Genomic DNA, 20,092 nt, shown 5'->3' with positions numbered 1-20,092 from the left:
CGGCGCCTCTGTTGTATATCGATTTGAATATGTCAAATATACGATATTTTTCATGTGGTGGGCGGTAAATCCGTTTATCTTGTGTAGATTGGCACGAATATTGGTTCGGTCTGACTAGAGGAAATTTATGGAAGTATTTGCCTACCTGATCCCGTACGGCCTTGAGTGGCTGAACCTGATCGTCCGCTGGCTGCACGTCATCACGGGCATCGCCTGGATCGGTGCTTCCTTCTATTTCGTCTGGCTCGACAACTCGATCCGCCCGCCCGCGCCCGGCTCAGAGCTGGCGAAGAAGGGCGTGTCGGGAGAACTGTGGGCCGTGCATGGCGGCGGCTTCTACAACCCGCAAAAATACCTGGTGGCGCCCGCCGAACTGCCGAAGGAACTGCACTGGTTCAAATGGGAAGCATATTCGACCTGGCTGTCCGGTTTCGCGCTACTGACCATCGCGTATTATTTCAATGCCCAGGCCATGATGATCGACAAATCCGTGGCGGACATCTCCAGCGGGCAGGCAGTCGGTATCGGCATCGCCACCCTCGTCATCGGCTGGACCGTGTACGATTTGCTGTGCAGGTCAACATTAGCGCAATATGAACTGTGGTTCGGCGTGACCGTGTTCGCGCTGATCGTCGGTGCCGCCTACGTGCTCACGCATTTGCTCAGCGGACGCGCCGCCTATATCCATGTGGGCGCCATGATCGGCACCATCATGGTGGCCAATGTGCTGATGCTGATCATTCCGGGCCAGCGCAAGATGGTCGAGGCCATGGCCGCCGGAAAGCTGCCCGATCCCAAGCACGGCCTGAAAGCCAAGCAGCGCAGTGTGCATAACAATTATTTTACCTTGCCGGTGCTGTTCATCATGATCAGCAACCATTATGCGATGACCTACCGGAACGACCACGCGTGGCTGGTGCTGGCGCTGATCATGGCGGCCGGCGTCTTCATCCGCCACTTTTTCAACCTGCGCCACAAGGGAAGAGTGGAATGGCGCTATCCGGCCATCGGCGTGGCCCTGCTGCTGGCCGTAGCTATCGCCATCGCGCCGAAAGCGCCAGTGGCCGTGGCGGCCGCGCCGGCGGTGGATCCGGCGGCGCAATTCAAGAGCGTGCATGCCATCATCGCCCAGCGCTGCGCCACCTGTCATTCGGCCCAGCCCACGCAACCGGGTTTCGCCACGGCGCCGGCCGGCATGATGCTGGATAATGAAACTGAAATCCGCCAGCACGCGGCGCAAATCTACAAGCAGGCCATCGAATTGAAGGCCATGCCGATCGGGAACCTGACCAACATGACGGAGGCCGAGCGCAGCGAACTTGGCGCCTGGCTGCAACAGACCATGCAAGGAGCAAAATGACAACGCACGCAGAAAAAATCACGGCCTGGATCGATGATCACTTCGACGAGGAAGTCGCATTTTTACAGAAGGTGGTGCAGCAGCCGACGGATACGCCGCCCGGCAACAACGCGCCCCATGCGGACCTGGTGGCGCAACTGCTGCAGGCGTATGGCTGGCAGGCGGAAAAGCACGCCGTCCCAAACGATCAGGTGGAAGCGTACGGCATGCAAAGCATCACCAATTTGATCGTGCGCCGGCCGTATGCCGCAGGCGGGCCGACCGTGGCCCTGAATGCGCATGGCGACGTGGTGCCGCCCGGCGACAACTGGACGTATCCGCCTTATGGCGGCCAGATCGACGGCGGCTATATGTATGGCCGCGCGACGGCCGTCTCGAAAGGCGATTTCGCCACCTATGTATTTGCCGCCCGCGCCCTCGAAGCGCTGGGCATTCCACTCAAAGGCCAGCTGGAGCTGCACTTCACTTACGACGAGGAATTCGGCGGCTTGCTGGGGCCGGGCTGGCTGCTGGAACAGCAGCTGACGAAGCCCGATTTCGTCATCGCCGCCGGTTTCAGCTACGGCATCGTCACCGCGCACAACGCCTGCCTGCAGCTGGAAATCACCGTGCACGGCAAGGCTGGCCATGGTTCCATGCCGGAGACGGGTCATGACGCGCTGCAGGCGGCCAACAAGATACTCAACGCCATCTACGGCCAGTTGCCGGAGCTGAAAAAGATCAAATCCAAAGTGGCCGGCATCGACTCGCCCACCATGCTGGTGGGGCGCATCGACGGCGGCACGAATACCAATGTGGTGCCGGGCAAGGTCGTCATGAAGATGGACCGCCGCATGATTCCCGAAGAAGATCCTGTGGCGGTGGAAGCGCAGGTGCGCGCGCTGATCGAAGACGCCGTGCGGGGCGAGCCTGGCATCCGCATCGAGATCCGCCGCCTGCTGCTGTCGCACGCGCTGCGGCCCTTGCCCGGTTCCGAACAACTGGTCGGCAGCCTGCAAAAGAATGCGCAAGCCATCCTCGGCGAGACGATTCCCGCCGTCGGCACGCCCCTGTATGCGGACGCGCGCCTGTATGGCGAGCGGGGCATCCCAGCCGTGCTGTATGGCGCCGGGCCGCGCACGGTGCCCGAATCGAACGCGAAGAAGGCTGACGAGCGCCTGGCGCTCGATGATTTGCGCAAGGCCAGCAAGATCGTCGCCCTGACCCTGCTGGACTTCCTGGGCCAGAAATAAGGCAGCGCGCTTTGGCTTACAATGGGGCGACCACACATTCTGTGAAGAAGTGCCCCCATTGATTGAAGAGCCAAATTGAATACCCGTTTTCTCGAAGCGTTTGTCTGGGCAGCGCGGCTGGGCAGCTTTCGCACGGCCGCCGACAAGCTGCACATTACGCAGGCGGCCATCTCCAACCGCATCGCTTCGCTGGAGCAGGATTTCGGCACGCGCCTGTTCGACCGCGACGCGCGTGAAATCCGCCTGACCTTTGCCGGGCGCAACCTGCTCGTGTATGCCGAACGCATGCTGGAACTGTGCCGCGACATGTATGCGGCCAATTCCTCGCCCGCGCAGATCACGGGCGAAGTGCGCATCGGCGTCATCGAAACCATCGTGCATACGTGGCTGATCCCGTTTCTGCAGCGCGTGCAGGAGCGCTATCCGGGCATCGAGATTCAATTGACCTCGGAATCGACGCGCCGCCTGCACGAACAGCTGCAGCAGGGCGAACTCGATATCGCGCTGCAGACGGACATGCTGACGGGCGACCATATCCGCAGCACGGGCAGCGGCGCCATCGCCATGGGCTGGGCCGGCAGGGCCGCCGACTGGCCCGATACGGGCGCGCCATTCACGGTGGCGCAATTGGCGCAGCACCCCATCATCACCATGAACCGCGGTTCGCAGCCGCATTCCGCCTTGAAGGCGCTATGCCAGGACGAGGGTGTGCAGCTGGGAAGGGTCCACTGCGTCAGCTCGATCTCCGCCATCGTGCGCCTGGTCAAAGCGGGCTTCGGCATCGCCGTGCTGCCGCTGGCGCCCCTGCGCGAGGAAATCGAACAGGGCCACATCGCCCTGATTCCCTGCACCAGCAGCCTGGCGCCGCAGCGCATCGTCATCAGCTATAGCGAAGACATCACGACGGAAGCGATCCAGCTGGTGGCCATGTTGGCATGCGAGGAGGCGGCCAGGTTCACTTTGGCGCTGGGTGAGGAATATGGGGCAGGGTGATGTCGGCTTACGCTGGCGCTAAGCCGACCTACGATGCCGTGGTTGAGGTGAGTCGCGTAGGTCGGATGAGCGCCCAGGCGCGTAATCCGACTGCATTGTTGGCTCCACCCACAAGAAAAACTTATCAGTCGCGTTCAGAATAACCCGTTTGCCAAGTGACGGCGTGCCACCTATTCTGGGTTGGCACACCATCCACCACGCAGAACGGAACCATCATGACGACGTCCCACACCTTGCCAGGCATCCTGTTTGTCTGGACCAGCGCCGACCCGGAACACGAGCTCGATTTCAACCGCTGGTACGACCGCGAGCACGTGGAAGAGCGCGTGCGCATTCCCGGCTTCGTCAGCGGCACGCGCTACCAGAGCGTGCGCGGTTCGCGCAAATACCTGGGCCTGTACCGCACCGATTCGCTGGGCGCCTTCCAGACCCCCGACTATTTCAAGGCCTTCGGCCAGCAGACGCCATGGTCGGTGACGAATCTGCAGCGCATGCTCGATCCGATGCGCCGCGTCTGCGCCATCGAGGCGGAAACGGGCATGGGCACGGGCGCCTGGCTGGCCGTGCTGCGCCTGGGCGCGTCCGCCATCGGCCAGGATGCCGCAGCCGTGGCCAGCATGGCAGCGCTGGGCGCGCAGCTTTTGCAGATCGATGGCGTCATTGCCACGCGCTTGCTCACGCCTGACGCGAATCTGTCCGGCCCCCTGCCGGCGGAGCAGAAGGAGGGCCGCGTGCTCGACCCGATCTTCCTGATCGACGCGTCCTCCGAAAGCGCCGCCTCGGCGGCGGCCGATGCCGCCAGCGCGGCGCTGGGCCTGGACGCTGAGCAGGCAGCCATCCTGCAACTGTCCTGGCAACTGCGCGAGGCCGACCTGCACGCTGCCTGACACGGCCGCGCGCATCTTGCCGGCACTGATAACACGAGACACGGGCCACGGCGCAGGGCAAAGCATCCTGCGCCGGGCCTGCAATAAAACTGACGAGAGAGGTAGGCAATGAGCACATATACAACGGCAAACGCTGCGCATCCGGCGGCCCAGGCGCCGGGCGACAAGCCGAAAACGGGCCGCCTGGCCACGGCCAGCATGGTCGGCACGACCCTGGAATGGTATGACTTCACCGTCTACAACACCATGGCCGCGCTGATCTTCAATCACCTGTTCTTTCCCTCGTTCGATCCGCTGACGGGCACCATCCTGGCCTTTTCCACGTATGCCGTCGGCTATATCTCGCGCCCGATCGGCGGCGTGATCTTCGGCCACCTGGGCGACAAGCTGGGACGCCGCTGGGTGCTGGTGGTGACCCTGATGCTGATGGGCGTGACGACGGGCCTGATGGGCCTCTTGCCGACTTACGCGACGGCCGGCATCTGGAGCCCCATCCTGCTGGTGGCGCTGCGCTTCGTGCAGGGCATCGCTTTGGGCGGCGAATGGGCCGGCGCCGTGCTGATCTCCGTCGAACACGGGGCAGCGGACAAGCGGGGCCGCAACGCGTCGTGGACGCAGGTGGGACCGTCGTTCGGCACTTTGCTGGCGACCGGTTGCATCGGCCTGATCACCTACCTGCTGCCGCATGAAGCGTTCATGGACTGGGGCTGGCGCATGCCGTTCATCGCCAGCCTGCTGCTGGTGGCCTTCGGCATGTGGATACGCAGCGGCATCGAGGAAACCCCGCTGTTCAAGGAACTCGACCAGCAGGATGCGAAGGCGGAAGCGCCGATCGGCGACGTGCTGCGCATCTACTGGCGCCGTCTGCTGATCGCCGGCGGTGTGCGCATCGGTTCGGACGTGCTGTATGCGCTGGTGGTGGTGTTCACGCTCACGTATGTGACGACCGTGCTGCACCTGTCGTCGACGCTGGCACTGACCGCCATCATGATCGGCACGGCTTGCAATGCGCTGGCGGTGCCCGTGTTTGGCGCGCTGTCGGACAAGATCGGCCGCCGTCCCGTGTATGCGCTGGGCGCGAGCCTGGGTCTCGTGTGGGCGTTTGCCTTCTTCACCTTGCTCGATACTGCCAGCCCGGCTGCCATCGTCACGGCTGTCGTCGTGGGCCTGGTCATCCACGCCATCATGTACGGCCCGCAGGCCGCCTTCGTCATCGAGCAATTCCCGACCAAGGTGCGCTATGCGGGGTCCTCGCTGGCCTACACCCTTGCCGGCGTCATCGGCGGCGGCTTCGCCCCGCTCGTCATCGCCAGCCTGTACCGCTCGTACAACAGCAGCATGGCCGTCTCGCTGTATGTGGCGGCGGCCTTGCTGATCACCGGCGCCGCCGTTTTTGCTGCACGCGAAACGGGCCGCGGCCCCCTTGAGGAATAAAATCATGACGACATTGAGTTTTCAACTGGCCGGCCACGGCCCCGTCACCTTCGATATCGATCAGTTGATCATCGCCGGCTGGACGGGCCGCGACATGGCGATGGTGGAACACCATATCGCCGAACTGGAAGCCATCGGCGTGGCGCGCCCGAAAAGCGTGCCGACGTTTTACCGGGTTTCGGCAGCGCTGCTCTCGAGCGACGCCGCCATCGAAGTGCCGGGCAGCGATTCGTCCGGCGAGGCGGAATTCGTGCTGTTCTCCACGGAATACGGCCTGCTGGTGGGGATCGGTTCCGACCATACGGACCGCAAGGTGGAAAGCTATGGCGTGACGGTGTCGAAGCAGATGTGCGGCAAGCCCGTGGGCGATACCTTGTGGCGCTATGCCGACGTGGCCGGTCATTGGGACAAGCTGCAGATGCGCTCCTGGCGCGAGCGCGCCGGCGTCCCGGCCCTGTATCAGGAGGGGCCCGTGACGCGCATGCTCTCGCCGGAAGATTTGATTTTGCGCTACACGGGGCAAGCGACCCTGCCAGTGGGCAGCGCCATGTTCTGCGGCACGCAGCCCATCATCGGTGAAATGGGCCACGGCGACGCCTTCGAACTGGAGCTGTATGATCCAGCCTTGCAGCGCCGCCTGCAGCACCGCTATGCCGTGCAAACCCTGCCCGTGGAAGGATAAGAGAATGACCCAGTTGACCAAGACTATCCGCGAACTGGCGGCCGACCTGGCCGCCGGACGCATCACCAGCGTGGAACTGACGCAGCGCATGCTGGCGCGCGCCGAGGCGCACCGGGCGCAGGGCGGCCATGCGTATGTCAGCCTCGATGGCGAACAGGCCCTGGCCGAGGCGCGGGCCAGCGACGCGGCGCGCGCGGCCGGTATCGTTGCCTCGCCCCTGGCCGGCGTGCCCATCTCGATCAAGGACCTGTTCGACGTCGAGGGGCAAACCAGCAGCGCCGCTTCGCTGGCGCTGGCCGACGCCCCGCCCGCCGTGGCCGATGCGGGCGCCGTGGCGCGCCTGCGTCGGGCTGGCGCCGTCCTGCTGGGCCGCACCAACATGAGCGAATTCGCGTTTTCCGGCCTGGGCTTGAATCCCCATTACGGCACGCCGCGCAATCCGCTGGACCATGAACGTGTGGCGGGCGGCTCCACTTCGGGCGGCACCGTCACGGTGGCGTTGGCAATGGCGGCCGGCGCGCTGGGCACGGACACGGGCGGCTCGATCCGCATCCCGTCCGCCTTTTGCGGTTTGACGGGTTTCAAGCCGACGGCCGCTTCCGTGTCGCTGGCGGGCACGGTGCCTTTGTCGCGCTCTCTCGACTCGGCAGGGCCCATTGCCCGCAGCGTCGACTGCTGCGCCATTCTGTACGCTGCGCTGTCGGGCCATGACATCGGCGTGCAGGCGCCAGCGCTGAAAGGCTTGCGCTTCGGTTTTACCCTTGATTATGTCGGTACGCACGTGGAGCCGCAGGTGCAGCGGGCTTTCGACGCCGCGCTGGACAAGCTGCGGCAAGCCGGCGCCCTGGTGGAACAGTTCGATTTCCCCGAGTTGCTGGAACTGCCGGAGATCAATGGCGGCGGCGGCCTGGTGGCGGCGGAAGCCTGGCATTGGCACCGCGCGCTGCTCGCGGAAAAAGGTGCGCAATACGACCAGCGCGTGGCGGCGCGCATCCGACGCGGCCAGCAGCAGGGCGCGGCCGATTACATCGATTTGCTCGATGCGCGCGCGCGCCTGATCGCCGTCGCCCGGCGGCGCCTGGCGCCATTCGACGCCTGGCTGATGCCCAGCGTGGCGATTCTGGCGCCGCAGGTTGCGCCCCTGGAAGCGGATGACGCCACCTTCTTTGCCACGAATGGCCTGGTTCTGCGCAACGCCAGCGTGATCAACTTCCTCGATGGCTGCGCGCTGTCGCTGCCGTGCCATGCCAAGGGCGAACTGCCCGTGGGGCTGAGCATTTGCGGCCTGGCCGGCGCGGATGAAAGAGTGCTGCAAATTGGCCGTGCCGTGGAGGCACTGTTGCTCGAACGTTAACCTTGCAGTGGCGCAAGGGGGGCCTTTGTAATAGGATGGCTGGCACTGATATGGAATAGGCACGCACTGTGTACCGGTAAACTTCACACTGTGTTCTGAAACAAGCTGATCATTTGTCATGAATGTGGCTGTTGTAGCGAAAGCGCCCGCTGCGTCTGAGTGAAAATCCGCAAAAGTAACGTGGTCTGTAACATACGCGGATCGCGACGTTGAATGACATTGAGTGTCTTCCACTGTCCTGTGCCCACATACTTTATGCAAAAATTTGTTTCGGGTGCCGGAATTTATCCAAAAAAATCATAACGCCGGAGTTTATTCATGCTGAGAAGTAATTGCGTAGACTTTTACAAGGGGATGTTGATTTTTCTGGTGTCGATCGGACATGCGGTGCAATGTGCAGCATATCAGGAAGAGGGATTCTTCCAAGACCCTACCTTTAAAGCAATCTACATGTTTCACATGCCGTTGTTTATCGCTATTAGCGGTTATGTGAGCCGTAATAGTGTACTCCGCACACCGCCTTTGGAGTTCATTAAATCGAAAATATTTTCCTTACTGGTTCCTATTGCCATATGGGAGATTTTATTTCGGGTTGCGCTTACCCTTGTTTTTAAAAAAAAGATTGACCAGGATTTTCCTCTCTCCTTGCTTCTCAGCATACTGCAGAGCCTTTGGTTTCTATGGGCGTTGTTCGCTAGTCTCGTATTGGTGACGATTGCCAATGTCTTTGGCCGCTATTCGTTCTGGGTATCGTTGATCCTGTTTTTTTTCAGCCTGTTCATTCCGGACTGGGGTATTTTGCCGTTAATTAAATATACATGTCCTTTTTTCTTGGCTGGCTATTATCTGGCCGCTGGCTCGTATGTTGAAAAATTGATGCCATATAAAAATGTAATTTTTCCTGTTTCAGGTGTTCTTGCGCTGATTTGTTTCTTCTTGTGGAATAATCAGACTTATATTTATGTTACAGGAATGGAGTTAAGTTCTGAAAACTTTCAAAATATTGCGCTGCGTTATATTGCAGGTGCAATAGCCTCTGTATTCGCATTGTGTGTGTTTTATGTGGCCTACTTGAAGCTTGGTGAGAGGATCATCCAAGGGTTTATTATCTTTGGTAAAAATTCATTGTATATTTATATCATCGGCCAGTATGCTTTTATCGGTGTCACTAAAATTTCGATGCGCTATTTTGAGCCGGTGGCGTTTGCGCCGCTTGCCACTCTGGTGGGTTTCAGTATCGGCTTGCTTGTCACATGTATTTGCTGCGCGACTGGTGTCGTGCTGGCAAAAAATAAAATCGCCGCCAAACTGCTTTTTGGCAAAGTGAGCACGCCGGCGCCAACAGTGGCGACTATCGCCTGAGGCTGCTCGTCTGTCTTCTTTTGCCTGCGGTAGAAGGTTGCTTTGACGTATGATGCAGGGGACTCAACTGCTCATCGTGAACCTGTGCACCGATACGACCTGATTAGCTGTCATGACTGTGGCGTGCTGTACCGCAAACGTCCGCTGCGTCCCCGCGAAAAGGCGCGCTGCATCCGTTGCCGCTCGGTGCTGTACCGCGGCTCGCATGCGCGCGGCGCATCGGCGGAATTGAGCAAGGTGGTGGCGCTGACCCTGGGCGCCGCCTTTGTCTTCCTGATCGCCCAGTTTTTTCCCATCGTCGAACTCGACGTCAATGGCCTGACGTCCAGCGCCACCTTGCTCGGTTCCATCCGCGTGCTGTGGTCCGAGCAGATGCATATCGTGGCGACGATGGTCTTCCTGTTCACCATACTCTTTCCCGCCATCGAACTCGGTTCGCTGCTGTATGTGGCGCTGGGCTTGCGCGGCGGCGTCAAGGTGCCCGGTTTTAACCGCGTGCTGCGCGCCGTGCAGACGGCGCGCGAATGGGGCATGACGGAGGTGCTGATGATCGGCATCCTGATCACCGTCGTCAAGATGACCAGCCTGGCCACGGTGCTGCCGCAACCGGGGCTGTTCGCGTTTGGCGCGCTGACCCTGATGCTGGCCATCGTCGTCTCGTTCGACCCCAAGGCCCTGTGGAACCTGGGCGACGACCTGACCCGGCAAGCGCTGCCCGGCATCCGCTACAAGGCCTTTGCGCCCGGCGAGAAGGTCGTGCCCTGCCATGCCTGCGGCCTGGTGGCGCCGCCCTTGGGCAAGGGTAAGCACCTGGCGTGCGTGCGCTGTGGCACGGCCCTGCACGTGCGCAAACCGGACAGCATCAACCGCACCTGGGCCTTGCTGATCGCCGCCATGATCCTCTATATTCCCGCCAACCTGCTGCCCGTGATGGTGACGTATTCCCTGTTTGGCGCACAAAACGATACCATCATGAGCGGCGTGGTGCTGTTCTGGACCAGCGGCTCGAAAGGCCTGGCCATCATCATTTTCATCGCCAGCGTGGTCGTGCCCATGCTCAAGCTGGGCGTGCTGGCGCTGCTGGCGTTCACCGCGCAGCGGCGTTCGCGCTGGCGCCCGCGCCAGCGCACCATTTTGTATCGCATGGTCGAATTCATCGGCCGCTGGTCCATGCTCGACATCTTTGTCGTCACCCTGACGGTGGCGCTGGTGCGCTTCAAGTCGCTGGCCGTGATCACGGCCGGACCCGGCGCGCTGGCCTTTGGCGCCGTGGTGGTGCTGACCATGCTGGCGGCGATGCAGTTCGACCCGCGCCTGATCTGGGACCCCGTCGACGGGCAGGTGCCTGGCGAGGAAGAACCCGTGGTGGTGGCAAATACCGGAAACAATACAGTGATTGGAGAACAGCATGTCTGACAAAGAAGCGGGCGGCCTTGCCGAAACGGGTGGCCGTCCATTGCCGGAACCCGATGTGGAACAGGGCAGCCGCTGGCTGCCGTCGCTGGTATGGCTTATTCCGCTGCTGGCCGCCCTGATAGGCGCCGGCCTGGCCGCCAAGTCCATCCTTGACCAGGGGCCCACGGTGACGGTCAGCTTCAAGAGCGCCGAAGGCCTGGAGCCGGGCAAGACCAAGGTCAAATACAAGGATGTCGATATCGGCCAGGTGCGCGCCATCACCCTGGGCGACGACTTGAGCAATGTCCTCGTGACGATCGACATGAGCAAGGAGGCGCGCCGATTCGCCACCGCCGATTCGCGCTTCTGGGTGGTGCGCCCGCAGATCGGCGCCAGCGGCGTGACGGGCCTGGGTACCTTGCTGTCGGGCGCCTACATCGGCGTTGACACGGGCAAGTCGGAAGCCAAAAAGGAGAATTTCATCGGCATGGAGAGTCCGCCCGCCGTGGCCGGTGACCAGAAGGGCAAGCTGTACACCCTGCATGCGGAAAGTCTCGGTTCCGTCGACGTGGGTTCGCCCCTGTTCTTCCACCGCCTGCGCGTGGGCAAGGTGGTCAGCTTTGCGCTGGACAAGGATGGCAACGGCATTACCATGTCGGTCTTCGTGAACGCGCCATACGACCAGTTCGTCGGCAAGAATGCGCGCTGGTGGCATGCCAGCGGCGTCGATGTGCGCTTGGATTCCAACGGCTTCAAGTTGAACACGCAGTCGCTGGCCGCCATGCTGGTGGGCGGCATCGCCTTCGAGGCGGAAAATGGCCGCAAGCCCGAGGAACCGGCGCCGGCCAATACCAATTTCCGCTTGGCGGCCGACGAGGCCAGCGCCATGCGCGAGCCCGATGGCCAGGCCATTACCACCGTGTTCTATTTCGACCAGTCGCTGCGCGGCTTGCAGCCTGGCGCCACGGTGGATTTCCGCGGCATCGTACTGGGCGAGGTGCGTTCGGTCGGCATCGAGTTCGATCCCGTGAAGAAGAACTTCCGCATGCCGGTCACCGTCAATCTGTACCCGGCCCGCCTGGGCATGCGCTTCAAGGCCGCCGTCGACGATGAGGAAGGCTCGGCCGGCCACCAGCTGCTCGAACGCATGGTCAGCCGTGGCTTGCGCGCCCAGCTACGCACGGGCAACCTGCTCACCAGCCAGCTGTACATCGCGCTGGACTTCTTCCCTAAAGCGCCGAAGGTGGCGCTCGATCCGAACAAGTATCCGCTGGAAGTGCCGACCGTGCCCAATACCCTCGATGAACTGCAGACGCAGATCGCCAGCATTGCCCGCAAGCTCGATCAGGTGCCTTATGCGGAGATCGGCAATAATCTGAACGCCACCATCAAGCAGGCCAATACCCTGTTCAGGCAGCTCGATGGCCAGGTAGTGCCGGAAATGCGCGATACCCTGACGGCGGCGAAACAGACCTTCGGCACGGCCGAACAGGTGCTGCAAAAGGATTCGCCACTGCAGTCGGACGTGCGCCAAGCCTTGCAGCAGCTGACGCAAACCCTGCAATCGCTGAACGCGCTGTCGGATTACCTGGAACGTCATCCCGAGTCCCTGATCCGCGGTAAAAAAGGAGATGAAAAAAAATGATGAAACCGATTTTTTCCGCGCTGCTGGCGGCCAGCCTGCTGGGCGCCTGTTCCACGCCCCAGCCCGAGCATTTCTATACGCTCAGCGGCGGCGCCGACGCGCAGCCGGCCAAACCCGTCAAATACTATGTCGAGGTGCTGGCTGTCAGCGTGCCGCAGCAGGTGAGCCGCAACCAGTTTGTCGTGACGGGGCCATCGGGGCGCATCGAACTGCTGGAGCAGCAGCGCTGGGCCGGGCCGCTGGCCGGCGAGATCGGCCAGGCCCTGTCGACGGCCGTGACGAACGACCTGGGCGCCATCGATGTGTTCCGCACGCCGCATCCGGACAACCTGCCCGTGTACCGTATCAGCACCAATGTGCAGCGTTTCGAGTCCGTGATGGGCCAGTATGCGCTGATCGATGCCGTGTGGAGCGTGCGCCAGCTGGCCAGCAGCAAGGTGGTCACTTGCCGCACGATAGCCAATGAAAAGGTGGGCGCCGGCTACGATGAACTGGTGCTCGGTCACCGCCGCGCCGTGAACCGTATCGCCGCCGATACGGCGAGCGTGGTGCGCGCTTTTGACAACGGCAACGCCGCCTGCCCGGCCGCCTGAGCCGCTTTCCGCTACCCAGTCCCGGCGGCCGCTGGTAAAATGCGGCCATGGGAATGACCTTGTTCACGCGCCGCTTTGCCGCCTGGATCGCCTGTTTCGCGATCCTGCTGGCGGCGCTCGCGCCGTCGATTTCCCAGGCCGTCGCCAATGCAAAGCAGGAGTCCGGCTCCGGCTGGGCGGAAATCTGTTCGGTGGCCGGCATCCGTTTCGTCCAGGTCGACAATGACGGCGCCGCCGATGAAAAATCCGGCGGCAAGGCCATGCAGATGGAGCATTGCGCCTTCTGTTCCACGCACGCGGGTTCCGTCGGCCTGCCGCCCGCCAGTACCGTGCTGCCGCTGCTTGTGGCCAGCGGCACGGCCATTTTCCCGGCCCTGTACTACCAGTCTCCGTCACCGCTGTTCATCTGGTCCACCGCGCAGTCGCGCGCGCCGCCCGCTCTCGTCTAGGTTTTTGCATTTTCAATGCTGGCGCTGCCCACCTTGCGGTGTGACACGCCGCATCCGCACACTTATACGAGAATCACATGAACAAGAAATTATTGGTGCTGGCCGTCGCCATCACCCTCGCTTACCCCTGCGCGCAGGCGCAGCAAACTGACCAAACCGACCACGCCATCGACACCGTCGTCGTTTCCGGTTCGCGCGCGCAATCGTGGCTGTCCGAGACGCCGCAGGCCATCGGTGCCGTCAATGCCAAAATGCTGGAACGCGACAAGCCCAAGACCATGGGCGATATCCTCAACCGCATCGCCGGCGTGTACTGGAATGACCTGGGCAACGAGCAGCACAGCATGAGCATCCGCCAGCCCATCGGCACGAATGCCGTCTACCAGTACCTCGAAGACGGCATTCCCATCCGCCCGCTGGGCGTCTTCAACCATAACTCGCTCAACGAGATGAACATGGCGGGCGCCAGCGGCGTGGAAGTGGTGAAGGGCGCCGCCTCGTCGCTGTACGGCAGCAATGCCGTCGGCGGCGCCGTCAATTTCCTCACGGCCGGCGCCAGCGCGACACCCACGGCAAGCGTGGGCGTGCGGCGCGATAACGTGGGCGGCTACACCCGCTACGACACTTCCGCCAGCGATACCTGGGGGCCGCTGGGACTGCGCTTTTCCCATTACAGCTCGCGCCGTTCGCGCGATAACTGGCAGGAGTACAGCTATGGCGACAAGGATTCGTTCTCGCTGCGCGCCGACTATGCGCTCAGCCCCACTTCGCAGCTGCGCGCCACCATCGTCCACACGGATCTCGATGCGGCCATGACGGGCAGCCTGTTCGAAAACGATTACCGCAGCAATCCCGGCAAGAGTTTGAATACGTTTACCTACCGCAAGGACAAGACCACGCGCATGAACCTGGCGTGGGAAGGCGCGACGACAGTCAATGGCACGAGCACCGTCACCGTGTTTACGCGCAGGAACGACCATGGGCAGATTCCCGCGTATTCCATAGGCAGTTGCGCGGGCATGCTGTGCAAGGGCGTCATCAACAACAACCACGTCGATTCGCTGGGACTGGACGTGAAGCACCAGCAGGAATTCGCGTGGCTGCGTTCGCGCCTGATCGCTGGTGTGTACGTGGACAAGAGCGACAATCCTTTTGTCAGCGACAATCTGTCCATCGTGCGCGATGCCGCCACGGGCCGCTACCTGCGCTACTCCCTGGCCAATGCCAGCAATCCGCAGGGCGTGCGCGACTACCAGACGGATATCCTCAACACGGCCGTCTTCGCGCAATGGGAATTTTCTCCGCTGGTGGGCACGCGCGTGGTGCTGGGCGGCCGTTCGGACGCCATTCGCTATGACTACCATAACAAGCTGGCGCCCGGCGGCAGCGTCAATTACGGCGCGCCCGACGAGTCGCGCAATTTTTCGCATGTGAGCCCGAAACTGGGCGCCACCTACGCCATCGGCCATGCGGGCAGCGCGTATGCAAACGTCAGCCAGGGCTTCACGCCGCCGGAAGTGAGCCAGTTGTATGGCAAGACGGGCATCGCCAACTTGCAGCCGTCCGTCTACAACAACTATGAACTGGGCCTGCGCTGGGCCTTTTTACAGGGCCGTTTGAAACTCGACACGGCCCTGTACCGGCTCGATGGGCGCGACACCATCGTCAGCTACACCCTCTCGCCGGGCAACAGCGAAAACCGCAATGCGGGGCGCACGCGCAGCGAAGGGCTGGAGCTGGGCCTGAATTACGACAGCGGCCCGTTCGACGCGCGCTTCGCCACGGCCATCGCGCGCCACCGCTACCTGCGCTACCAGCTCTCCAGTACTCTCGATTACAGCGGCCGCGCCATGCCGCAGGCGCCGCGCGACATCACCTCGTTCGAGATCGGCTACAAGCCCGTGGCCGGCGCGCGTATCGCACTTGAAGCCGTGCACCAGGGGCGCTACTGGATGAACAATGCCAACACGGTGGAGTACAAGGGCCACGCCTTGCTGAACCTGCGCGCCAGCTATCAGGTCGCGCGCGGGCTGGAAGCGTGGGCGCAGGTGCGCAACCTGGCCGATAAGCGCTATGCCGATTCGGCCAGCAGCAGCTATGCGGGAGTGGGCAGCTATGCGCCGAACAGCCAGAACCAGTACACGCCTGGTGCGCCGCGCAGCGTGATGCTGGGCCTGTCCTATACCTATAACGCACTGTGAGGATGGCCATGGACGATTTCACCTTTCTCATCGCGCGGCGCAAAAGCCTGTACTGGCGCATCCACTTCTGGGCCGCGCTGATCGCCTCGCCGTTTGCCCTGATGGCCACCCTGACGGGCATTTTGTACGTGTTCACGCCGCAGATCGAGGCAAGGCTGTACCAGCACCTGGACCATGTGGCGCCGCAAGCCTCCATGCTGCCGCTGGACGCCGCCGTGGCGGCTGCGGAGCGGGCTGCGCCTCGAGGCTGGGCGGTGCAGCACGTGGTGCCGCCGTTTCAACAGGATGATGCGGTGCAGGTGGCGTTTGCACCGTCTGGCGGCGCGCAGGATGAACATGCGGGCCATGGCGGACATGCCGCGCCGCTCACGCCCGCCAGGCCGAAGTTCGGCCTGCCCGCGCAGGCCATCGTCGTGTATGTGAATCCCTATGACGCGCGCGTGCTGGGCAGCCTGGCCAGTAGCGAGCGCTTCGGCAACTGGGCGAAAAAGCTGCATTCGCGCCTGCTGCAAAACGATGGCTGGCGCTGGATGATCGAGCTGGCGGCCAGCTGGCTGATGGTGATGCTGGTGACGGGCGTGGTGCTGTGGTGGCCGCGCGGCGCGCAATCGGGCTTGCCGAAGCGGGGGGCGCGGGGCCGCAATGGCTGGCGCCAGTGGCATGCTTTCCTGGGCGTGGCGCTCGGCATCGTCAGCGTCGTGATCCTGACGACGGGCCTGACCTGGAGCCAGCAGGCGGGCGGGCGCATCCGCGCGTTGCGCGACGTCAGCGGCCAGGCGCCGCCGCCCGTGCCACGTGATTTGCACTCGCGCGAGGAGGGCGCTCCGCTCGACTGGCAGGATGCGTGGCAGGTAGCGCGCAGCCACGCGCCCGCCATCGCCGTGCAGCTGACGGCGCCGGCCAGCCAGGACGATGTGTGGCGCGCCATCATGGCTGACCGCAGCCAGCCCACCTTGCGCTTCGACCTGCAATTCGATGCCTATAGCGGCAAGCCCCTGTATTACGCGGGGTGGGAAGCGCAGACGGCGTTCGGCAAGGCCACCGCCATCGGCATTCCGTTCCACCGCGGCGAATTCGGCTGGTGGAACCAGGCCGTGCTGCTGCTGTTCGGCGCCAGCGTGCTGTTCTCGCTGGTGTCGGGCTGGGTGATGTTTTTCAAACGGCGCTTGCCTGGCTCGCTGGGTTTACCCAGGCTGCTGCCGGGCGCCTGGACGTCGCCTTCCGCGCTGGCCTGGCTGGCGGCAGCCGCCATGTGCGCGCTGATGCCGCTGCTGCTCGTTTCCGGCGGCATGCTGTTGCTGCTGGAGCTGTTCCTGGCACGGGCTAGCCGCCGACGATGGGCTGCGCGATGATCCAGAGACTGAGCAAAGTGTAGGCGATCATCAGGGCCAGCATCGGATACTGGCTGCGCAGGGCCGCGCGGCGACTGGCGTACAGGCGCAGCGCGCAGACATGGGCCAGCCAGACGGCCGCCACGTGGCCTGCGACGATGGCGAACAGCGATACGTACCACACCACCTTGGCGTCGACGATGCCAAGGCGGATGAAGTACAGCTTCGTGCCGAACAGGTCCCAGTCCAGGCCCAGCGGGTCCGACGCCAGCGGAATCAGGTACTGGCCCGCCATCGCCAGGAAAGACAGGTAGTGGGCGAAATGGTAGGCGATGGCGATCGGCACCAGGGTCAGCACGAAGTGCCCGGCCACGCGCAGCAAGGGTATGGCCGGCTGGCCATCGCTGGCGCCGCAGCGGGCGATCAGCGCGCAAAACAGCAGGAACACCAGCAGGAACAGGGCCGGCATCAGCAGCAGGGCGGCCGTGGTGATCCATGCCAGCGCACCAGGCGCCACGGCGAGGACGGCGTCGACGATGTCGTACCACGCTTGCGTTTCCATCATGCCGTCGAAGCTGACGGAGGCCAGCATGAGGATCACCAGCACCAGGCAGGCAGGGCGCACGGGTTCCACCGCCAGCAGGCCCGCCGCATACGGGCGCACGTAGCAGGCGCCGTCGCGGAATGTCACGGGCGCGAAGCGGGCCAGCAGACCGAAGACGACGTTGAAAACTTCCGCATGGCGCAGCCAGGCGGCGCGGCCGAACAGCGCCATGCCTGCCCACGTGCAGGCAGAATACAGCAGCATGGTCCAGGCCAGGCTGGCCGGCTGCTCGCTGCCTTCCCAGTTCAGCTCCATCCAGATAAAGCCGAAGAACAGGGCCGCCGCCGGCCAGCTGTCGAGCCAGCGCGGCCACGCCAGCGGTGCGCGCCAGCGGGGGAACAGTTGCTGGGCCGCGCGCGCCACGCTGTCGAGCGGATTGACCAGCGCCCACAAGTCGCCCAGCAGCGCCGACACGTAGGCCATGCCGACCCACCAGATGGCCCACACCATGGCGGGCGCGATATTTTTCACGGGGTTTTGCACGCCCACCAGTCCCGCCACGATCACCAGGATATATAACGCCAGCACCAGCAGGCGCAGTGCGAAAGCGATGGCGCGCGCGCCAGGAACCTGCCGCAGGACGAGGCGCGCATAGTCGCCCTGGCAGGTCGCTGTGCCATCCCGGCGCCACAGTGCCAGGAAGGCAAACGACAGCGCCACCGTCAGTCCCGCACCCAGCAAATATAGCCAGAGCGGCAAGGGCAGGTCGTAGCGCTGGCCAAAGCCGTGCGCATGGGCGATGCATGGCGCGGCCAGCAGGCCGAAAGCGATGGCGCGCCGCATCATCGCGGCAGCACTTCCAGGTATATCAGGGGCGCCTCGCGGTGATGCTTGTGCTGCTTGCCCTTCTTGCCCTCCGTTTGCGCGCCATAGCCGTGCGCGGAAACAGGGAAGCGTCCCGGTACCGTGGCGTCGATGCGCATGGCTTTTGTCTCGCCCGGCTGGACTTCCAGCAGCTGATCGTAGCCATGCAAGTGGATACTGACTATTTCGTCGGTACTCCAATCCACGGTGATCCGGGTGTCCTGCCGGACCCGTATCGTCGGTGGCTTCGCGGCGATTTTGCGCTGCGCGATGGCCAGCGCCACATGCTGTTCCAGTTGCTGCGGTTTTGCCGCAGAGCCGCCCTGCGACTGGCTTTGCGCCGATATGCACAGCAGGAATATGGCCAGGCCCAGGCTGGCAAGCGGAGGGCGGACTGAGTATTTTTTCATGCTTAAATTTTAGGAAAGATTTCCAGCATTGGCCATCTGAAAAAAAACGCCAGTTTGAAAAAGTGCGGCCGTAGAATGATCGGCGCGGATCCGACGACACTTGGAAAAGGCGGGGGAGATGATGAAAAAAGCGATGTTTGCACTGGCCGTGACATGCCTGGCGGTGTTGCCTGCGTCGGCCGAAATCCTGGCCATGGTCAATTACGAGAGCAAGGCGCCCGAGTCATTGAAATCGCTGAAAAGCCCTGTCGCGCCGCCGTCGCGCAAGGAGGGCATCGCCATCATCGATGTCGATCCCGAGTCGAAAAACTTTGGCAAGATCGTGCGCGACATCGCCCTGCCGCCGGACCTGGTGGCGCACCATATCTTCTACAACCACGACATGAGCAAGGCTTACATCACGGCGCTGGGCAAGACGCAGCTGCGCGTGATGGACATGCGCCACAAGGATTTTCCCATCAAGGTGATCGAGGTACCGACTTGCCAGGTGGGCGAGGACATCGTCTTTTCGGATGACCACAAGCGCTGGTATCTGAGCTGCATGGGATCGCAGGCCATGCTGGAAGGCGACGCCGTGCACGACAAGCCGGGACGCACCGTCATGCTGCCGGCGCCATATCCGCATGGCCTGGCCGTCCACGATGGCATCGACCGCACCCTGCTGACGAGCACCATCCGCCCCACGGACCTGGGCGACGCGGGGGAAGTGATCAGCGTGGTGGAAACGAGCACGGGCAAGGTGCTGGGCACGCACAAGCTGTCGAAAAAGCCGTCGCCGTCTGGCGAAGCGCCGGTGGAAGTGCTGTTCGTCCCGGGCAGCAAACCGCCTGTCGCCTACGTCGCCAATATGTACGGCGGCACCGTGTGGACCGCCACGTGGAATCCGGCAACCAGGGATTTCGACACGGCCCAGGTGCATGACTTTGCCGAACAAAAGGCGGGCGTGCCGCTGGAGCTGTATTTCAACAAGGGCGCGACGCGGCTGTACCTGACGACGGCCAAGCCGGGCCACCTGCATATCTTCGACCTGACGGGCGGCATCGGCAAGCCCCGGCTATTGAAATCGATCCCTGCCGCCGAAGGCGCGCACCACGTGGCGTTCACCAGGGATGGCCGCTATGCCTTCGTGCAGAACGCGCTGCTCAACCTGCCGGGCATGAGCGATGGCAGCATCACCGTCATCGACATGAAAAAGGAGGTGGTGGCGGGGAGTGTCGACACCCTGAAAAACAAGGGGCTCAATCCGAACAGCATCGTGCTGCTGCCGAAGTGGAATGACTTCATGGGGCATTGAAAGATGCATTCCGCTAGAATGAAAGGGCGCGGCCAGGCTCGTTGCCACAGGCCGCACCTTTG

At 62.9% G+C, this 20,092-nt stretch carries 17 protein-coding genes; 15 read left to right on the top strand and 2 right to left on the bottom strand.

The features are described from left to right. Window positions 1–127 precede the first annotated feature (127 nt). The 14 genes from BLT98_RS23435 to BLT98_RS23370 all read left to right on the top strand — a co-directional run bounded on the left by BLT98_RS23435 (window position 128) and on the right by BLT98_RS23370 (window position 16,939). The gene (locus BLT98_RS23435) at window positions 128–1,360 is read left to right on the top strand and encodes a urate hydroxylase PuuD (RefSeq protein WP_070260122.1); all 1,233 of its coding nucleotides are present in this window, start codon (window positions 128–130) and stop codon (window positions 1,358–1,360) included. Next, on the top strand, window positions 1,357–2,592 hold the full coding sequence (locus tag BLT98_RS23430) for a M20/M25/M40 family metallo-hydrolase (RefSeq protein WP_070280907.1): 1,236 nt from the start codon (window positions 1,357–1,359) through the stop codon (window positions 2,590–2,592). Before BLT98_RS23435 ends, BLT98_RS23430 begins: the two co-directional genes overlap by 4 nt. Window positions 2,593–2,667: 75 nt before the next feature. Further along, on the top strand, window positions 2,668–3,585 hold the full coding sequence (locus tag BLT98_RS23425) for a LysR family transcriptional regulator (RefSeq protein ID WP_034782414.1): 918 nt from the start codon (window positions 2,668–2,670) through the stop codon (window positions 3,583–3,585). Window positions 3,586–3,800: 215 nt separating this feature from the next. Then, the gene (locus tag BLT98_RS23420) at window positions 3,801–4,472 is read left to right on the top strand and encodes a DUF4286 family protein (protein WP_092611906.1); all 672 of its coding nucleotides are present in this window, start codon (window positions 3,801–3,803) and stop codon (window positions 4,470–4,472) included. 108 nt (window positions 4,473–4,580) lie between these two features. Next, window positions 4,581–5,906 (top strand): MFS transporter, encoded by a 1,326-nt coding sequence (locus BLT98_RS23415; protein WP_070260110.1) that lies wholly within the window; start codon window positions 4,581–4,583, stop codon window positions 5,904–5,906. A 4-nt stretch (window positions 5,907–5,910) separates the two neighbouring features. Then, entirely contained in the window at window positions 5,911–6,588 is a 678-nt protein-coding gene (locus BLT98_RS23410) for a DUF2848 domain-containing protein (protein WP_092611903.1), read from the top strand. 4 nt (window positions 6,589–6,592) lie between these two features. Then, window positions 6,593–7,942 (top strand): amidase, encoded by a 1,350-nt coding sequence (locus BLT98_RS23405; RefSeq protein WP_092611900.1) that lies wholly within the window; start codon window positions 6,593–6,595, stop codon window positions 7,940–7,942. Window positions 7,943–8,260: 318 nt separating this feature from the next. Next, the gene (locus BLT98_RS23400) at window positions 8,261–9,304 is read left to right on the top strand and encodes an acyltransferase family protein (protein WP_092611897.1); all 1,044 of its coding nucleotides are present in this window, start codon (window positions 8,261–8,263) and stop codon (window positions 9,302–9,304) included. An 84-nt stretch (window positions 9,305–9,388) separates the two neighbouring features. Then, on the top strand, window positions 9,389–10,720 hold the full coding sequence (locus BLT98_RS23395) for a paraquat-inducible protein A (protein WP_092611895.1): 1,332 nt from the start codon (window positions 9,389–9,391) through the stop codon (window positions 10,718–10,720). Beyond that, window positions 10,713–12,344 (top strand): PqiB family protein, encoded by a 1,632-nt coding sequence (locus BLT98_RS23390; protein ID WP_034782421.1) that lies wholly within the window; start codon window positions 10,713–10,715, stop codon window positions 12,342–12,344. Before BLT98_RS23395 ends, BLT98_RS23390 begins: the two co-directional genes overlap by 8 nt. After that, window positions 12,341–12,937: a PqiC family protein gene (locus tag BLT98_RS23385; protein ID WP_052140127.1), complete on the top strand. Its 597-nt coding sequence runs from the start codon at window positions 12,341–12,343 to the stop codon at window positions 12,935–12,937. Before BLT98_RS23390 ends, BLT98_RS23385 begins: the two co-directional genes overlap by 4 nt. Window positions 12,938–12,984: 47 nt before the next feature. Further along, window positions 12,985–13,386, top strand: a complete 402-nt coding sequence (locus BLT98_RS23380; protein ID WP_225317194.1) for a DUF2946 domain-containing protein — start codon at window positions 12,985–12,987, stop codon at window positions 13,384–13,386. Window positions 13,387–13,463: 77 nt separating this feature from the next. Next, complete coding sequence (locus tag BLT98_RS23375; RefSeq protein ID WP_244517653.1) at window positions 13,464–15,587, top strand: TonB-dependent receptor family protein; 2,124 nt, start codon at window positions 13,464–13,466, stop codon at window positions 15,585–15,587. 8 nt (window positions 15,588–15,595) lie between these two features. Further along, window positions 15,596–16,939 (top strand): PepSY-associated TM helix domain-containing protein, encoded by a 1,344-nt coding sequence (locus tag BLT98_RS23370; RefSeq protein ID WP_092612102.1) that lies wholly within the window; start codon window positions 15,596–15,598, stop codon window positions 16,937–16,939. On the opposite strand, the gene BLT98_RS23365 is transcribed toward BLT98_RS23370, so the two are convergent. Both BLT98_RS23365 and BLT98_RS23360 read right to left on the bottom strand, forming a co-directional pair. Then, window positions 16,911–18,308, bottom strand: a complete 1,398-nt coding sequence (locus tag BLT98_RS23365; protein WP_092611889.1) for a hypothetical protein — start codon at window positions 18,306–18,308, stop codon at window positions 16,911–16,913. The two genes, BLT98_RS23370 and BLT98_RS23365, sit on opposite strands and share 29 nt — an antisense overlap. Continuing rightward, window positions 18,305–18,736 carry a cupredoxin domain-containing protein gene (locus tag BLT98_RS23360; RefSeq protein WP_092611886.1) on the bottom strand — a complete coding sequence of 144 codons (432 nt, stop codon included), beginning with the start codon at window positions 18,734–18,736 and terminating at the stop codon, window positions 18,305–18,307. Before BLT98_RS23360 ends, BLT98_RS23365 begins: the two co-directional genes overlap by 4 nt. A 118-nt stretch (window positions 18,737–18,854) precedes the next feature. On the opposite strand from BLT98_RS23360, the gene BLT98_RS23355 reads away from it, so the two are divergent. After that, the gene (locus BLT98_RS23355; protein WP_211615089.1) at window positions 18,855–20,030 is read left to right on the top strand and encodes a YncE family protein; all 1,176 of its coding nucleotides are present in this window, start codon (window positions 18,855–18,857) and stop codon (window positions 20,028–20,030) included. Window positions 20,031–20,092 lie beyond the last annotated feature (62 nt).

This window comes from Janthinobacterium sp. YR213 (assembly GCF_900099875.1).
GTDB lineage: Bacteria > Pseudomonadota > Gammaproteobacteria > Burkholderiales > Burkholderiaceae_D > Janthinobacterium > Janthinobacterium lividum.
Note: the sequence above shows the minus strand (reverse complement) of the source record. Positions and strands in the feature narration are given on the sequence as shown.

Excerpts from the sequence above, each read along its gene's own strand:
- BLT98_RS23435 (WP_070260122.1), top strand. The coding sequence starts at position 128 with ATGGAAGTATTTGCCTACCTGATCCCGTACGGCCTTGAGTGGCTGAAC.
- BLT98_RS23430 (WP_070280907.1), top strand. The coding sequence starts at position 1,357 with ATGACAACGCACGCAGAAAAAATCACGGCCTGGATCGATGATCACTTC.
- BLT98_RS23420 (WP_092611906.1), top strand. The coding sequence starts at position 3,801 with ATGACGACGTCCCACACCTTGCCAGGCATCCTGTTTGTCTGGACCAGC.
- BLT98_RS23415 (WP_070260110.1), top strand. The coding sequence starts at position 4,581 with ATGAGCACATATACAACGGCAAACGCTGCGCATCCGGCGGCCCAGGCG.
- BLT98_RS23410 (WP_092611903.1), top strand. The coding sequence starts at position 5,911 with ATGACGACATTGAGTTTTCAACTGGCCGGCCACGGCCCCGTCACCTTC.
- BLT98_RS23405 (WP_092611900.1), top strand. The coding sequence starts at position 6,593 with ATGACCCAGTTGACCAAGACTATCCGCGAACTGGCGGCCGACCTGGCC.
- BLT98_RS23400 (WP_092611897.1), top strand. The coding sequence starts at position 8,261 with ATGCTGAGAAGTAATTGCGTAGACTTTTACAAGGGGATGTTGATTTTT.
- BLT98_RS23390 (WP_034782421.1), top strand. The coding sequence starts at position 10,713 with ATGTCTGACAAAGAAGCGGGCGGCCTTGCCGAAACGGGTGGCCGTCCA.
- BLT98_RS23385 (WP_052140127.1), top strand. The coding sequence starts at position 12,341 with ATGATGAAACCGATTTTTTCCGCGCTGCTGGCGGCCAGCCTGCTGGGC.
- BLT98_RS23380 (WP_225317194.1), top strand. The coding sequence starts at position 12,985 with ATGGGAATGACCTTGTTCACGCGCCGCTTTGCCGCCTGGATCGCCTGT.
- BLT98_RS23375 (WP_244517653.1), top strand. The coding sequence starts at position 13,464 with ATGAACAAGAAATTATTGGTGCTGGCCGTCGCCATCACCCTCGCTTAC.
- BLT98_RS23370 (WP_092612102.1), top strand. The coding sequence starts at position 15,596 with ATGGACGATTTCACCTTTCTCATCGCGCGGCGCAAAAGCCTGTACTGG.
- BLT98_RS23365 (WP_092611889.1), bottom strand. The coding sequence starts at position 18,308 with ATGATGCGGCGCGCCATCGCTTTCGGCCTGCTGGCCGCGCCATGCATC.
- BLT98_RS23360 (WP_092611886.1), bottom strand. The coding sequence starts at position 18,736 with ATGAAAAAATACTCAGTCCGCCCTCCGCTTGCCAGCCTGGGCCTGGCC.
- BLT98_RS23355 (WP_211615089.1), top strand. The coding sequence starts at position 18,855 with ATGATGAAAAAAGCGATGTTTGCACTGGCCGTGACATGCCTGGCGGTG.